Source organism: Sinorhizobium sp. NFACC03 (assembly GCF_900103435.1).
Taxonomy (GTDB): Bacteria; Pseudomonadota; Alphaproteobacteria; order Rhizobiales; family Rhizobiaceae; genus Ensifer.
The window spans coordinates 146236-160629 of the sequence record NZ_FMXF01000015.1 but is presented as its reverse complement, the minus strand read 5'-3'; the positions used below and the strand labels follow the sequence as shown (position 1 = coordinate 160629).

The following is a 14394-nucleotide window of genomic DNA, read 5'->3' as shown; positions in this document are numbered from 1 at the left end:
GAACTCGGTACACTCGACCAGGCCCAGGTCGCTTCCCTCGCCGGCCTCGCTCCGGTCGCTCGCCAGTCCGGACAGTGGATCGGCCGCGCCTTCATCCGCGGCGGCCGGGCCAATGTCCGACGAGCACTCTACATGCCCGCGCTCGTCGCCATCCGCTTCAATCCCGACCTCAAGGCCAAATACGACCGGCTCAAGGCCGCCGGAAAAGCCTCAAAACTCGCCATTACCGCCGTCATGCGAAAGCTCATCATCATCGCAAACGCATTGCTCAGGGATGGCCGCATATGGGAACCAACCCGTACTTGACCAACACGGATACTCTAGCGCCGCCCGTTCGCCATCGGCACCGACTTCGGATCGACGGTTTCGTAGAAGCGGGCAATGATCTCCCAGGCTTCGTCAGCCGTTTCGACAAAGTGTACCAGATCGATGTCATTGGGTGCGATCGTGCCAAACTCGGCAAGCGCCTCGAAGTTGACGATCGAACGCCAGAATTTTTCGCCGAAGAGAATGAGCGGCACCAGCGCCAGACGTCCGGTCTGCATCAGCGTCATCGTTTCAAAGAGCTCGTCGAGCGTGCCGAAGCCACCGGGGAAGACGGTGACGGCCTTGGCACGCAAGAGGAAGTGCATCTTGCGGATGGCGAAGTAGTGGAAGTTGAACGACAGTTCCGGCGTCACGAAGCGGTTCGGCGCCTGCTCATGCGGCAGCACGATGTTGAGGCCGATCGACGGTGCACCGACATCGTGGGCGCCGCGGTTGCCCGCCTCCATCACGCCAGGTCCGCCGCCGGTGACGACCACATATTCCTTGTAGTGCAGCTTGGCCGAATGCTCGGAGCAGAGCCGCGCGAACTTGCGCGCTTCCTCGTAATAGACCGAGGCCGCCTCGAGGTTCTTGCGCTGCGTCTCGTTCTTTGCCGCCCAGGCATCACCGCCGGGCTCGGGAATGCGGGCACCGCCGAACATCACTATGGTGGAATTGATGCCGCGTTCTTCCAGCATCATCTCGGTCTTCATGAGTTCGAGCTGCAGACGGACCGGGCGCAGTTCCTCGCGGCAAAGGAAATCGTCGTCGATATAGGCGAGGCGATAGGAGGGCGATGCCGATTGCGGCGTGATCGGGACCGTCTGCGCTCGCTGCCGGCTCTGCGAGCTGTCGGCCAGTGGATCCCAGACCCCGTCCTTGCGGCGCAGTGCGCGCTTCTTCATGCGTGCCATCGTGTCGTCTTTCTCGTCGCGTTCCGGACAATCGGCATCTCGGCCAGACGCGTCCTATCCTCAATCCTCGGTCATGAAGGTTGCAAGCGCACCACTGCGCTGCGCGCCCCTTGCGCGTCCCGAACGGGTGCGCGGCGCTGTAGTGCAGGAATCGCCCGGATTTGCCAACCCCGGGCAAGCGCATCGGCCTGAAAAGCCCTTCAACTTTTCAGGACCGGCTTCTACAGCGCCACACGTCCGCCAAGACGTGTCAAGATCGCTGCAGCACCTAGATCTGCTGCGTATTTTTGTCCTTAAATCGATTCCGATTTGAGGAATTATGCAGTAGAGCTTTCGCAGGATAACCGCCGAACTTTAAGGAATTCCGATGACGAACCACGACCTCACCTCCCTGTCGCAGACGATCGAGACCGCCTTTGAAGACCGCGATTCCGTGAACACCGGAACGCGCGGCGCAGTGCGCGATGCCGTGGAGACGGCGCTGAACCTGCTCGACGGCGGCAAGGTCCGCGTTGCCCAGCGCGGCGAGGATGGCGTATGGACGGTCAATCAATGGCTGAAGAAGGCGGTGCTGCTCTCCTTCCGCCTCAACCCGATGGAAATCGTCAAGGGTGGACCGGGCCAGTCCGTCTGGTGGGACAAGGTACCGTCGAAGTTCGACGGCTGGAGCGTCAACGAATTCGAGAAGGCTGGTTTCCGCGCCGTACCGAACTGCGTCGTGCGCCGCTCGGCCTATATCGCCCCCAACGCGATCCTGATGCCATCTTTCGTCAACCTCGGCGCCTATGTCGGCGAAGGCACGATGGTCGATACCTGGGCAACCGTGGGCTCCTGCGCCCAGATCGGCAAGCACGTGCATCTCTCTGGCGGCGTCGGCATCGGCGGCGTACTGGAGCCGATGCAGGCCGGCCCGACGATCATCGAGGACAATTGCTTCATTGGCGCCCGCTCGGAAGTCGTCGAAGGCTGCATCGTGCGCGAGGGCTCGGTCCTCGGCATGGGCGTCTTCATCGGCAAGTCGACCAAGATCGTCGACCGCGCCACCGGCGAAATCACCTATGGCGAAGTGCCGCCCTATTCCGTCGTCGTCGCAGGCTCGATGCCTTCCGGTTCGACCATGGGCAACGGCCAGCCGGCACCGAACCTCTATTGCGCCGTCATCGTCAAGCGCGTTGACGAGAAGACCCGCTCGAAGACCGGCATCAACGAACTGCTGCGGGACTGATGCGATGACACCGGAGGGGCCGCAGCCGAGCATGACCTGGCTGTTCTTCAGCCCCTCTGGTCGCATCGGCCGCCTGCCCTTCTTCCTGTCCTGGCTGTTCTGGTTCCTCATCGGCGGCTTCATCGTCGCCAGGATGGTTGCCAACGAAGAACACGAGACGGCGCTGGCCCTCTGGACACTGGCGTTCGCCATCTCGGCGATCGTCTCCCTGCCCTCGATCGCCATGCTGGCGATCAAGCGCCTGCACGATATCGGCTATCCCGGACCGCTCTCGCTCTGTCTGTTCATTCCCGTCCTCAGCCCGGTGGTTTTCATCGCGCTTTGCCTGTGGCCGGGTGAGCCGGGACCCAACGAATTCGGCGCGCGCAGCGACCAACCGGGAATCTAGACACGATGATTTTGGATCGGATCGACCCAAAATCACAAACGGATCGTTTCCTGTAAGTTGGAGCGGGAGGCGGGCGGAAAACCGTGCACACCTTTCCTCATCCCGCTCTGGACCCTTCGCCCCTGTACAAGAACCGTGCGAGCGCGTATGTAGCGCGCCATGACAGGCCCGCGACGTGCTGGCCACGGCAATTCGCGCCAATGACGATCCGATCGTCCTGGGCATGACGACCGAAATCCGAAAGACACGATATGACTGAATTCGAAGGGATCGCGCCTGCGATCGCCGAGGCGTTGGCAAAACGCGGTTACAACGAATTGACGCCGGTTCAAAAGGCGATGCGCGACCCGGAGCTCGCCGACAGGGACGCGCTGGTCTCGGCGCAGACCGGTTCCGGCAAGACGGTCGCCTTCGGCCTTGCGCTCGCGCCGACCCTGCTGGGTGACGAGCGCCGCTTCGGCCCGGCCGGCGCACCGCTGGCGCTGGCGATCGCCCCGACGCGCGAATTGGCGCTGCAGGTGAAGCGCGAGCTCGAATGGCTCTACGAACAAACCGGCGCGACCATCGCTTCCTGTGTTGGCGGTATGGACATGCGTACCGAGAAGCGGGCGCTGGAACGCGGCGCGCACATCGTCGTCGGCACGCCCGGACGTCTTTGCGACCATATCCGCCGCAACTCGCTCGACATTTCCTCGCTGCGCGCCATCGTGCTCGACGAGGCCGACGAGATGCTCGACCTCGGCTTCCGCGAGGACCTCGAATTCATTCTCGAGGAATCCCCCGATGACCGCCGCACGCTGATGTTCTCGGCAACCGTGCCGAAATCGATCGCGACGCTTGCCAAGAACTACCAGCGCGACGCCGTGCGCATCAGCACCGCTTCCGAACAGAAGCAGCATGTCGACATCGAATATCGCGCCCTGACGGTGGCGCCGAACGATCGCGAGAACGCGATCATCAACGTGCTGCGCTACTATGAGGCCAGAAACGCGATCGTCTTCTGTTCGACCCGCGCCGCGGTCAACCACCTGACCGCCCGCTTCAACAACCGCGGCTTCTCGGTGGTGGCGCTCTCGGGCGAACTCAGCCAGAACGAACGCACCCACGCGCTGCAGGCCATGCGCGACGGCCGCGCCCGTGTCTGCATCGCCACCGACGTCGCCGCCCGCGGCATCGACCTGCCGGGCCTCGAACTGGTCATCCACGCCGACCTGCCGACCAACTCGGAAACGCTGCTGCACCGCAGCGGCCGAACCGGACGCGCCGGCCAGAAGGGGGTGAGCGCGCTGATCGTGCCGGTCAACCAGCGCCGCAAGGCCGAGCGCCTGCTCGACGGCGGACGGATCACCGCGACATGGGCGCGGCCACCGTCGGCCGACGAGGTCAGCCAGCGTGACGACGAGCGCCTGCTTGCCGACACCAGCTTTGCCGAGCCGATCCGCGAGGACGAGGAGGCGATCGTCGCAGCGCTCATCGAACGCCACGGTGCTGAACAGATGGCCGCTGCCTTTGTGCGCCAGTTCCGCTCGGGACGCTCCGCTCCGGAAGACCTGATCGAGGTTGCCGTCGGGGACAATCGTGCAAAACCGCGCCGGGACGAGCGCGCCGGACCCCGCGAGGATTTCGGCGCCGATCGCGCGGATTTCAGCGACGGCAGCTGGTTCTCGCTATCGGTCGGCCGCAAGCAGAGCGCTGAGCCGCGCTGGCTGATCCCGATGCTCTGCCGCCACGGCAAGCTGACGAAGCGCGACATCGGCGCGATCCGCATGCAGCAGGAGGAAACCTTCGTCGAGATGACCTCCGAGGGTGCCGAACGGTTCCTGTCGGCCATCGGCAAGGACAAGATGCTGGAGAAAGGCATTCGGGTGAAGCCGCTCGCTGGCGCGCCTGACCTTTCGCAGCAGCGTCAGGAAAAGCCGAGCTACTCCAAGGACAAGCCGGGCTTTGCCAAGAAGCGCCCCTATTCCGACGATGCTGTGCGGAGCGATGATCGCGGCGACTTCAAGCCGAAGCGGAAGTTCGAAAAGAAGGCCGCCTATTCCGATGGACCGACCCATACCGAGGACCGGCCGCCGGCCAAGGGTGCCGGCAAGCCCTGGAACAACAAGAAGAAGGGCAAGCCGGACGCCAGCAAGGACGGCGGCTTCAAGCCCAAAACCAAGCCCAAGGGCAACGCCAAGAACCGCCAGGGCTAAGCCGACACCGGCAGAGTTCTCAGTCAATTAAAAAGCGCCGCGATCGGATCGCGGCGCTTTTTTCGTGAGCAGGGTTGCGAACGATGTGGTCTCAGGCTTCCAGGAAGCGAAGGCCGGCGACGGCGACGATGATCATCGCGATGCAGGTGATGCGCATCCAGGAGATCGGGTCGCCGAAGAGCACGATGCCGAGCACAGTGATGCCGACCGAGCCGATGCCGGTCCAGGCGGCGTAGGCTGTGCCTGCCGGCAGGTCTCGCATCGCGATCGTCAGGAGATAGACGCTGCCGAGAGCTGCCGCGATGCCGATCGCGCTCGGCATCAGTTTCGTCCAGCCCTCGGCGTATTTCAGCGCCAGTCCCATGACGATCTCGACGAGGCTCGCCGCTATCAGAATGATCCATGCCATGTTCGTCTCCATTGGAATTCTCACATGGTTCACAATCTGGTAGGGTAGGCACCAAATAACAATTACGCACCTTTTGGTAACTATGGAAAATCCGGAAAGCCCGGCGAAAGCGCCCGCAGCCTCGATCCCTGACGTGTTCGATCCAACCTGCTCGTCACGCCACGCGCTGGAGCTGATCGCCGGCAAATGGCCGATGCTCATTATCTCGGCGCTCGAAGGTGGGCCGATGCGCAATGCCGCGCTGATGCGCCGGCTCGGCGACATCTCGCAGAAGATGCTGACGCAGACGCTGAAGGAGCTGGAGCGCAACGGCCTCGCTATCCGCGAGGACAAGAAGACCGTGCCGCCGCATGTGGAATACAGCTTGAGCCCGATCGGCCGCTCACTCAGCGAAACCTTGCTGGTGCTCGATCGTTGGGCCGAGACGCATTTCGGCGCGCTGGATGTGGCCCGCGAGCGCTACGACGCCGAACGAGACAAGTGAGGCTCACTCCGCGTCGAGTTGCGACTGGGCGACCACCTTCACCACCCAGTCGGCAAAGACGCGCAGGCGACTGCTCAAGTGGCGGTTCGGCGGATAGACAAGATAGACCGGCTCCGGATCGATCTGCCAGTCGCTGAGCACCGGAACCATGGTGCCGGCCCGCAGATCGTCGCGGACCATGAAGAGCGGCACCTGGATGACACCCAATCCGGCGCGCGCGGCAGCAAGATAGGTCGTCGCCTCGTTTGCCGCGACGCTGTAACGACCCTGGACCTCCATCTCTTCGTTGCCGCGGCGGAACTGGTAGGGCATCGGCTGGCCGGTCTTCGGCATGAAATAGCCGACAACGGAGCAATTCTTCGCGAGATCGGAAGGATGCTGCGGCATTGCGTGCCGCTTGAGATATTCCGGCGAGGCGCAGGTGACGAATTTCATCTCTGTAATGCGTCGGGCGATCAGCGACTGATCCGTCAGTGCGCCGCCACGGATGGCGCAATCGACGTTCTCCGCGAGATAGTCGACGGTGCGATCGGAAACGCCGAGGTCGATCTGGATGTCCGGATACTTCCGATTGAACTCAGGAAGCGCTGGAACGATGATCAGATTGGCAAAGGCGCCCGCCGTCTCGACACGCAATCGCCCCTTCGGCAAACTCTGGGCGCTCGACAGGCTGCCGTCCAGTTCGTCGAGGTCGGTCAAGAGGCGCGCGGCCCGCTCGTAATAAAGCGCACCATCAGGCGTCACCAGCACGCGGCGCGTGGTGCGGTTCAGGAGCTTCGTGCGCAGATGCGCCTCCAGCCCCTGGATGAGATTGGTCAACGTTGCCTTGGGCATGCTGAGCGACGCGGAGGCGCGCGTGAAGTTCCCGGTTTCGACGACCCGGAGGAACGCACGCATGGCCGTGAGCTGGTCCATTTTCAAGAGCCATAATTGTTCGAGAATACGAATAGTGTAGTCAGTTTGAAAAGACTATTCCAGACAGAAGACAATGTTATTCTCCTACCGTGGCGTGTTGTCGCCACATGTGGGTTGAGCTCGGGCCGAAGGCAAGAGAGATGGGCGAACTGTTCAAAGTGGAGACGATGCAGACCGGCCAAGGCTGCTGCACGGCACGCGTCTACCGCGGCGAAGCTTTGCTCAATCCGCCGCCGATCGTGCTGCACCTGCATGGCGGCTCCTTCATGGGCGGAACGATCGCCGCCGGTGAGCGCGTCGCCGAGGCGCTTGCGGCGGCTGGCGCCGTGGTGATCTCGCCGGAATATTCCACAGCTTGCCTCAATCCGTTTCCCGCGGCGCTTGATGTCGCCTACGCCATGCTGTCGTCGATGCGCTCGCGCTGCCCGCAGTTCGCGCACAAGAAATCGTCGCTGTTCGTGGCCGGCGAAGAGGCGGGCGGCAATGTTGCCGCCGGCGCCGCGCTGATGGCGCGTGACCAGTATCTGACCGACCTCAAGGGCCAGATTCTTTTGTCGCCGATGCTCGACCCGTGTCTCGCGACGGAATCGTTCCGGCAATACTGTCCGCAGTCCTCGGCGCAATCGATCGCCGACGGCTGGCAGCGCTACCTCGGGCAAAGCGGCGGCTTCACGCATCCTTACGCCGCGCCGGCCCACTGCACGCGGCTCGCCGGCCTCGTGCCTTCGCTGATCCTCACCAGCGAGGAGTGTCCGATGCGCGACGAAACCGAAGCCTATGCCAAACGCCTGCGTCAGGCGGGCGTATCAGTTGAATCTCACGTCCTGCCGGGACGAGCCGGATGGCTGCCGCAGAATACGGTCGCCAAGGAAAACTGGGCGGCACAGCAGGAAGAAATTACCGGCATCTTCTCCCGATTCTTCCAGAAGACGGGGGCGAAGCCGGCGGAAATGACGGTGCGTTAGACGAGAGCGGCGGTCACCCAGCCCCTTCACCTTGTCTGACATCGAAAGCAACGCGCCGGCTCCCAACCGGCAAGGAGAGAAAAGATGACATCGATAGTGACCCGTCGGGCCCTCTGGGGCGCCGGCCTGAGTATCCTTTTGTCTGTCGCCGGCGGTGGTGCCGTCATGCTCGGCCTGCCGCAGCATTTCGAGGCCGACGCCGCAACCGAGACCGCCGCGGCGCCACCTCCGGCCGTGCCGGTCTCGGTGTCGCGGGCGCAGTCCAAGCGTATCACCACCTGGGAGGAATTCTCCGGCCGGCTCGAAGCGATCGAGCGGGTCGAGGTTCGCCCGCGCGTCGGCGGCGCCATTCTCAAGGCGCATTTCCGCGAAGGCGCGCTCGTCAAGCAGGGCGATCTCTTGGTAACGATCGATCCCGAGCCCTATGCCGCGGCCGTCGAACGGGCGAAGGCCCAGGTCGAGGCAGCCGAAGCGCGCGTCGCGCTTGCCAAGATCGAACTCGAGCGCGGCCGCAAGCTGGTGACCACCAGCGCCGTGCCGCAGAGCAGCGTCGACCAGCGCTCCAGCGCCTATGACGAAGCTCAAGCCGAAGTGCGCTCGGCCAAGGCGGCGTTGCGCACCGCCGAACTCGACCTGCAATATACGGAGGTGCGGGCGCCGATTTCCGGCCGCGTCGGCCGGCTCGACGTCACCGCCGGCAACCTGGTCGCCGCAGGCTCCGCCTCGCCGGTGCTGACCACACTCGTCTCGGTCGATCCGATCTATGCGAGCTTCAACGCCAGCGAAGAGGTGGTCACGACGGCACTCGCCAAGCTTGCCGCCTCGGCCGGCGGCGACGCGATCGAGCGCCTTCCGGTCCAGGTCGGCACCGCCGCCGACGAGGGCACGCCGATCACGGGCCATATCCAGCTCATCAACAACGAGGTGGATGCGGCAACCGGCACGATCCGGGTGCGTGCAGCGCTCGAAAACGCCGACGGCAGGCTGATCTCTGGCCAGTTCGTCCGCATCCGCATCGGCGAACCGGACCCCGAGGAAAAGCTCGTGATCAGCGACCGCGCCATCGGCTCCGACCAGGACAAGAAGTTCGTCTTCGTCGTCGGTACCGACAACAAGGTCGAGTATCGCCAGGTGAAACTCGGGCCGAATTCCGATGGTCTGCGGATCGTCGAAAGCGGCCTGAAGTCCGGCGAGAACATTGTCGTCAACGGCCTGCAGCGGGTTCGCCCTGGCGTCGTCGTGGCGCCGCAGCAGGTCGAGGAAACGACTGCCTCGATCGCCAAGTAATCAGGTGCCTCTTCGCCTGGTGTGAAGAGGCGGCCGGCCTAGGCATCACTCAGCAGACAGCGCCGCGCGGCGACACCTTTCGCCGCGGGACACCCGCCGTCTGCCCGAACTCGTCCCAAGGGGGATACCATGAATTTCTCACGCTTCTTCGTCGACCGCCCGGTCTTCGCGGGCGTTCTTTCGGTCCTGATCTTCGTGGCCGGCCTGATCGGCATGACCGGTCTGCCGATCTCCGAATATCCCGAAGTCGTGCCGCCGCAGATCGTCGTGCGCGCGCAGTATCCGGGCGCCAACCCGGCCGTTATCGCCGAGACGGTGGCGACACCGCTCGAAGAACAGATCAATGGCGTCGAAGGCATGCTCTACATGCAGAGCCAGGCGACCGCCGACGGCCTGATGACGCTGACGGTCACCTTCGAACTGGGCACCGATCCCGATCAGGCCCAGCAGCTCGTGCAGAACCGCGTCTCGCAGGCCGAGCCGCGGCTGCCCGAGGAAGTGCGCCGCCTCGGCGTCACCACCGTCAAGAGCTCGCCAGACCTGACGCTGGTCGTGCACCTGATCTCGCCGAACGGGCAATATGACATCAACTATCTGCGCAACTACGGTGTGCTGAACGTCAAGGATCGGCTGGCCCGCATCGACGGCGTCGGCCAGGTGCAGATCTTCGGCGGCGGCGACTATTCGATGCGCGTCTGGATCGACCCGCAGAAGGCCGCCGAGCGCGGTCTTGCCGCAAGCGACATCGCCAATGCGGTGCGCGGTCAGAACGTCCAGGCGGCCGCCGGCGTCATCGGTGCCTCGCCCTCCGTGCCCGGCCTCGACCTGCAGCTTTCCGTCAACGCGCAAGGCCGTCTGCAGACACCTGAGGATTTCGCCAACATCGTCGTCAAATCCGGCGCCGAGGGCGAAGTGACCCGCCTTGGCGACGTCGCCCGCGTCGAGATGGGCGCTGCCGACTACTCGCTGCGCTCGCTGCTCGACAACAAGCCGGCGGTCGGCATGGGCATTTTCCAGGCGCCGGGCTCGAACGCGATCCAGATCTCCGAAAACGTGCACAAGGCCATGGCTGAGCTGAAGCTCACCATGCCTGAGGGCGTCGACTACGAGATCGTCTACGACACGACGCAATTCGTCCGCGCCTCGATCGAGTCGGTCATCCATACCCTGCTCGAAGCGATCGCGCTCGTCGTGCTTGTCGTCATCATCTTCCTGCAGACCTGGCGCGCCTCGATCATCCCGCTCGTCGCCGTGCCGGTCTCGATCGTCGGCACCTTCGCGGTGATGTATGTCTTCGGCTTCTCGATCAACGCGCTCAGCCTCTTCGGCCTGGTGCTTGCGATCGGCATCGTCGTCGACGATGCGATCGTGGTGGTGGAAAACGTCGAACGCAACATCGAGCAGGGCCTGTCGCCGGTTCAGGCGACCTATCGCGCCATGCAGGAAGTCTCCGGCCCGATCATCGCGATTGCGCTGGTGCTCGTCGCCGTCTTCGTGCCGCTCGCCTTCATCACCGGCCTCACCGGTCAGTTCTATCGCCAGTTCGCGCTGACGATCGCGATCTCGACTGTCATCTCGGCCCTCAACTCGCTGACGCTGTCTCCGGCGCTGGCCGCCCTTCTCCTGAAGGACCATCACGCGCCGAAGGATTGGCTGACGCGGGCGATGGACAAGGCCTTCGGCTGGTTCTTCCGCGGCTTCAACCGCTTCTTCGGGGCAAGCTCGGAGGCCTATGGCCGCGGCGTCGGCCGCATCCTGACGCGCAAGTCGCTGATCATGGTCGTCTATGTCCTGCTGCTCGGCGTCACCTTCACGCTGTTCCGCGCCATCCCCGGCGGCTTCGTGCCGGCCCAGGACAAGCAGTACCTGATCGGCTTCGCCCAGCTTCCTGATGGAGCAACGCTCGACCGCTCGGAAGACGTGATCAAGCGCATGAGCGAAATTGCGCTCAAGCATCCGGGCGTCAAGAACGCCATCGCCTTCCCGGGCCTGTCGATCAACGGCTTCACCAACTCGTCGAACTCCGGCATCGTCTTCGTTGCCCTGAAACCCTTCGAGGAGCGCACGACGCCCGAACTGTCAGGCGGCGCGATCGCCATGCAGCTCAACCAGGAATTCGGCGCGATCCAGGATGCCTTCATCGCCATGTTCCCGCCGCCGCCCGTCCAGGGTCTCGGCACGACCGGCGGCTTCAAGCTGCAGCTCGAGGACAAGAACGGCCTCGGTTACCAGGCGCTCGACGAGGCGACCAAGGCGTTCCTTGCCAAGGCCTACCAGACGCCTGAGCTGGCCGGGCTCTATTCCAGCTTCCAGATCAACGTGCCGCAGCTTTATGCCGACCTCGATCGGGTGAAGGCACGCCAGCTCGGCGTGGCGGTCACCGACGTGTTCGAGACCCTGCAGATCTACCTGGGCTCGCTCTACGTCAACGACTTCAACGCCTTCGGCCGCACCTACAGCGTGCGCATCCAGGCGGATGCCAACTACCGCAGCCATGCCGACGACATCGGCAAGCTGAAGGTGCGTTCGCAGACCGGCGAGATGATCCCGCTGTCGGCGCTGTTGAAGGTCGAGCAGACCGTCGGCGCCGAACGGGCGATCCGCTATAACGGCTTCCTGTCCGCCGACATCAACGGCGGCCCGGCTCCGGGCTTCTCGTCCGGCCAGGCACAGGCGGCTATCGAGAAGATCGCCGCCGGAACCCTGCCGCCGGGCATCGCCTTCGAATGGACGGATCTCACCTATCAGCAGATCCTGGCCGGTAATTCGGGCATCCTGGTCTTCCCGCTGGCGCTGCTGCTCGTCTATCTGGTGCTCGCCGCCCAGTATGAAAGCCTGACTCTGCCGATCTCGATCATCCTGATCGTGCCGATGGGCATCATGGCGGCACTGGTGGGCGTCTGGCTGACGGGAGGCGACAACAACGTGTTCACCCAGATCGGCCTGATCGTGCTGGTCGGCCTGTCGGCGAAGAATGCCATCCTGATCGTCGAGTTCGCCCGCGAACTCGAACTGTCGGGCAGCACCCCGGTCAAGGCCGCGATCGAAGCGAGCCGGCTGCGTCTTCGTCCGATCCTGATGACCTCGATGGCCTTCATCATGGGCGTGGTGCCGCTGGTCACGTCCACGGGGGCCGGTGCGGAAATGCGCTCGGCCATGGGTGTCGCGGTCTTTGCCGGCATGATCGGCGTCACCGCCTTCGGCATCTTCATGACGCCGGTCTTCTACGTGCTGATCCGCAAGCTTACCGGCGAGCGGCCTCTGAAGCACGCCGGAGCCCATATCGAAGCGCCGCATCTCGCACCCGGAGAATAGGGCCTTTTTACCCGTTACACTCTTCACGCGGGCCGGATCCATCCCGGCCCGCTGACGCTGCGGCGTCGCGCCTCCGCCCAGGCGCGGCGCCGCATTGCATCCCCGCGTGACAGTTCCCCATCCCGCGTGACAGTTCGCTGGCGATCGGATAAACCAGCAGCCTCCATTCCATTGGCCTCAGCGGCCAAGCAGACGGCATAGCGTTAGATGACCCCCACCGATCCGATCGCCAATCTCGCCACCCTCATTCGCTGCCCCTCGGTCACCCCGGCCGAAGGCGGAGCGCTTTCCGCCCTGGAGGCGATGCTGAAGCCGCTCGGCTTTGCGGTCGATCGCGTGGTGGCGAAGGACGTCGGCACGCCCGATATCGAGAACCTCTATGCCCGGCTCGGCACGGAAGGCCCGCATCTGATGTTCGCCGGCCATACCGATGTCGTTCCCGTCGGCGACGAAGCCGCCTGGAGCCACGGCCCGTTCTCGGCCGACATCGCCGGCGGAGAAATGTACGGCCGCGGCGCCGTCGACATGAAGGGCGGCATCGCCTGCTTCGTCGCCGCAGTCGCCCGCCACATCGAAAAACATGGGCTCCCGAAGGGCTCGGTTTCCTTCCTCATCACCGGTGACGAAGAGGGGCCGGCAATCAATGGCACCACCAAGCTCTTGCAATGGGCGGCCGACAAGGGCGAGCGCTGGGACGCCTGCCTCGTCGGCGAACCGACCAATCCGGACCATCTCGGCGACATGATCAAGATCGGCCGGCGCGGCTCGCTCTCCGGCCGCATCAACGTCAACGGCGTGCAGGGCCATGCCGCCTATCCGCACCTTGCCGACAATCCCGTGCGCGGCGTCCTGCAGCTGACCCAGGCGCTGATGGATCCGCCCTTCGACAACGGCACCGAGAGTTTCCAGGCATCGAACCTTGAGGTGACGACGATCGATGTCGGCAATGGCGCCGTCAACGTCATTCCGGCCAAGGCGAGTGCCGCCTTCAACATCCGCTTCAACGACACCTGGACGGCGGAAAGCCTGATGGCTGAAATCATCGTGCGGCTCGACCGCGCCGCAGCCGCCGGCAGCCTGCGCCCGGACCGCGCGCCCGTCCGCTACGAGATCACCTGGGCCGAGCGCCCGAGCCACGTGTTCCTGACACGCAACAACGCATTGATCGATTCGCTTTCCGGCGCCGTCGAGGCTGTCACCGGCCGGCAGCCGAAGCTGTCGACCACGGGCGGCACTTCGGATGCGCGCTTCATCAAGGACTACTGCCCTGTGGTCGAGTTCGGCCTGGTCGGCCAGACCATGCACATGGTCGACGAGCGCGTTGCCGTCGCCGACCTCGAGACGCTGACGAACATCTACGAAACCTTCATCTTCAGCTGGTTCGGCCATGCCGCTGCTTGATGAAGTGCTTGCCTATATCAAGGGCCTCTGGCTCTTGGCGCAGGGCAAAGAGGAGGGATTCCGCTGGCTCGATTTCAGTGAGAGCGGCCTCTGGCGCTCCTTCACCTCTATGCTCTGGTGCCTGCCGGCGATCGCCGTCACCTGGGCGTCCTGGCGGTTCTATTATCTCTCGGCGATGCCGGCCGGTACGACCATCGGCATCGGTTTCATCTTCAAGCTTCTGGTCGTCGATCTCGTCAGCTGGCTGCTGCCGCTGGTGCTGATCGCCACTCTGTCGCGCCCGCTCGGTTTTGCAGGGGCCGTGGTGCCAATCGTCGTCACCACCAACTGGCTCTCGGTCCCGCTTTCCTACGCGATGGCCATTCCCGCCGCCATCCGCCTGATCATTCCGGGAAGCCAGGGCCTGACGAGCCTGATCTGGCTGGCGCTGCTCGTCGTCAGCGTCGCGTTGCTTTTCCGGCTCCTGCGCATGATTACCGGCAACCAGACCCTGCTGGCCTCGGCGCTGACGGCGCTCTTCCTGCTGCCGTCGATGATGATCGGCGATCTCTTGCAGCGCTTTTTCGGCCTGATCCCGGGCTAAAGCTCCG

13 protein-coding genes are annotated in these 14394 nt (G+C 64.1%); 10 read left to right on the top strand and 3 right to left on the bottom strand.

What is annotated here, in order from left to right; all coding sequences use genetic code 11:
- Positions 1 to 306, top strand: a 306-nt coding sequence (locus BLU35_RS19610) for a transposase (RefSeq protein ID WP_143032954.1), incomplete at its 5' end; no start/stop codon positions are given.
- Positions 307 to 320: 14 nt separating this feature from the next.
- Here BLU35_RS19610 and BLU35_RS19605 read toward each other — a convergent pair.
- Entirely contained in the window at positions 321 to 1220 is a 900-nt protein-coding gene (locus BLU35_RS19605) for an LOG family protein (RefSeq protein WP_093234108.1), read from the bottom strand.
- A 367-nt stretch (positions 1221 to 1587) separates the two neighbouring features.
- On the opposite strand from BLU35_RS19605, the gene dapD reads away from it, so the two are divergent.
- The 3 genes from dapD (at position 1588) to BLU35_RS19590 (ending at position 5028) form a co-directional block, all read left to right on the top strand.
- Positions 1588 to 2445: a 2,3,4,5-tetrahydropyridine-2,6-dicarboxylate N-succinyltransferase gene (dapD, locus tag BLU35_RS19600; RefSeq protein WP_058329083.1), complete on the top strand. Its 858-nt coding sequence runs from the start codon at positions 1588 to 1590 to the stop codon at positions 2443 to 2445.
- Positions 2446 to 2449: 4 nt separating this feature from the next.
- Positions 2450 to 2833 (top strand): DUF805 domain-containing protein, encoded by a 384-nt coding sequence (locus BLU35_RS19595; protein WP_057248041.1) that lies wholly within the window; start codon positions 2450 to 2452, stop codon positions 2831 to 2833.
- 251 nt (positions 2834 to 3084) lie between these two features.
- A complete protein-coding gene (locus BLU35_RS19590; protein ID WP_093234105.1) occupies positions 3085 to 5028 on the top strand; it encodes a DEAD/DEAH box helicase in 1944 nt (647 codons plus the stop codon).
- Positions 5029 to 5119: 91 nt separating this feature from the next.
- Here BLU35_RS19590 and BLU35_RS19585 read toward each other — a convergent pair whose 3' ends face one another.
- Positions 5120 to 5437 (bottom strand): DMT family transporter, encoded by a 318-nt coding sequence (locus BLU35_RS19585; protein ID WP_058329132.1) that lies wholly within the window; start codon positions 5435 to 5437, stop codon positions 5120 to 5122.
- 133 nt (positions 5438 to 5570) lie between these two features.
- Between BLU35_RS19585 and BLU35_RS19580 the strand changes: the two genes are divergently transcribed.
- Complete coding sequence (locus BLU35_RS19580) at positions 5571 to 5921, top strand: winged helix-turn-helix transcriptional regulator (RefSeq protein ID WP_286161561.1); 351 nt, start codon at positions 5571 to 5573, stop codon at positions 5919 to 5921.
- A 3-nt stretch (positions 5922 to 5924) separates the two neighbouring features.
- Here BLU35_RS19580 and BLU35_RS19575 read toward each other — a convergent pair whose 3' ends face one another.
- Complete coding sequence (locus tag BLU35_RS19575; protein ID WP_058323636.1) at positions 5925 to 6836, bottom strand: LysR family transcriptional regulator; 912 nt, start codon at positions 6834 to 6836, stop codon at positions 5925 to 5927.
- A 140-nt stretch (positions 6837 to 6976) separates the two neighbouring features.
- Between BLU35_RS19575 and BLU35_RS19570 the strand changes: the two genes are divergently transcribed.
- The 5 genes from BLU35_RS19570 to BLU35_RS19550 all read left to right on the top strand — a co-directional run bounded on the left by BLU35_RS19570 (position 6977) and on the right by BLU35_RS19550 (position 14387).
- Positions 6977 to 7801, top strand: coding sequence for an alpha/beta hydrolase fold domain-containing protein (locus BLU35_RS19570; RefSeq protein WP_058323637.1), 825 nt, complete (start codon positions 6977 to 6979; stop codon positions 7799 to 7801).
- 84 nt (positions 7802 to 7885) lie between these two features.
- Positions 7886 to 9088, top strand: a complete 1203-nt coding sequence (locus tag BLU35_RS19565; RefSeq protein ID WP_093234102.1) for an efflux RND transporter periplasmic adaptor subunit — start codon at positions 7886 to 7888, stop codon at positions 9086 to 9088.
- A 129-nt stretch (positions 9089 to 9217) separates the two neighbouring features.
- Positions 9218 to 12403 carry an efflux RND transporter permease subunit gene (locus BLU35_RS19560; protein WP_093234101.1) on the top strand — a complete coding sequence of 1062 codons (3186 nt, stop codon included), beginning with the start codon at positions 9218 to 9220 and terminating at the stop codon, positions 12401 to 12403.
- A gap of 207 nt (positions 12404 to 12610) precedes the next feature.
- Positions 12611 to 13804, top strand: coding sequence for a succinyl-diaminopimelate desuccinylase (gene dapE, locus BLU35_RS19555; RefSeq protein WP_093234100.1), 1194 nt, complete (start codon positions 12611 to 12613; stop codon positions 13802 to 13804).
- Complete coding sequence (locus BLU35_RS19550; RefSeq protein ID WP_093234099.1) at positions 13791 to 14387, top strand: hypothetical protein; 597 nt, start codon at positions 13791 to 13793, stop codon at positions 14385 to 14387. The genes dapE and BLU35_RS19550 overlap by 14 nt, the downstream gene beginning before the upstream one ends.
- Positions 14388 to 14394 lie beyond the last annotated feature (7 nt).

What these genes read in the sequence shown, in the direction of transcription:
- BLU35_RS19605 (WP_093234108.1), bottom strand. Translation starts at nt 1,220, where the DNA reads ATGGCACGCATGAAGAAGCGCGCACTGCGCCGCAAGGACGGGGTCTGG.
- dapD (WP_058329083.1), top strand. Translation starts at nt 1,588, where the DNA reads ATGACGAACCACGACCTCACCTCCCTGTCGCAGACGATCGAGACCGCC.
- BLU35_RS19595 (WP_057248041.1), top strand. Translation starts at nt 2,450, where the DNA reads ATGACACCGGAGGGGCCGCAGCCGAGCATGACCTGGCTGTTCTTCAGC.
- BLU35_RS19590 (WP_093234105.1), top strand. Translation starts at nt 3,085, where the DNA reads ATGACTGAATTCGAAGGGATCGCGCCTGCGATCGCCGAGGCGTTGGCA.
- BLU35_RS19585 (WP_058329132.1), bottom strand. Translation starts at nt 5,437, where the DNA reads ATGGCATGGATCATTCTGATAGCGGCGAGCCTCGTCGAGATCGTCATG.
- BLU35_RS19575 (WP_058323636.1), bottom strand. Translation starts at nt 6,836, where the DNA reads ATGGACCAGCTCACGGCCATGCGTGCGTTCCTCCGGGTCGTCGAAACC.
- BLU35_RS19570 (WP_058323637.1), top strand. Translation starts at nt 6,977, where the DNA reads ATGGGCGAACTGTTCAAAGTGGAGACGATGCAGACCGGCCAAGGCTGC.
- BLU35_RS19565 (WP_093234102.1), top strand. Translation starts at nt 7,886, where the DNA reads ATGACATCGATAGTGACCCGTCGGGCCCTCTGGGGCGCCGGCCTGAGT.
- BLU35_RS19560 (WP_093234101.1), top strand. Translation starts at nt 9,218, where the DNA reads ATGAATTTCTCACGCTTCTTCGTCGACCGCCCGGTCTTCGCGGGCGTT.
- dapE (WP_093234100.1), top strand. Translation starts at nt 12,611, where the DNA reads ATGACCCCCACCGATCCGATCGCCAATCTCGCCACCCTCATTCGCTGC.
- BLU35_RS19550 (WP_093234099.1), top strand. Translation starts at nt 13,791, where the DNA reads ATGCCGCTGCTTGATGAAGTGCTTGCCTATATCAAGGGCCTCTGGCTC.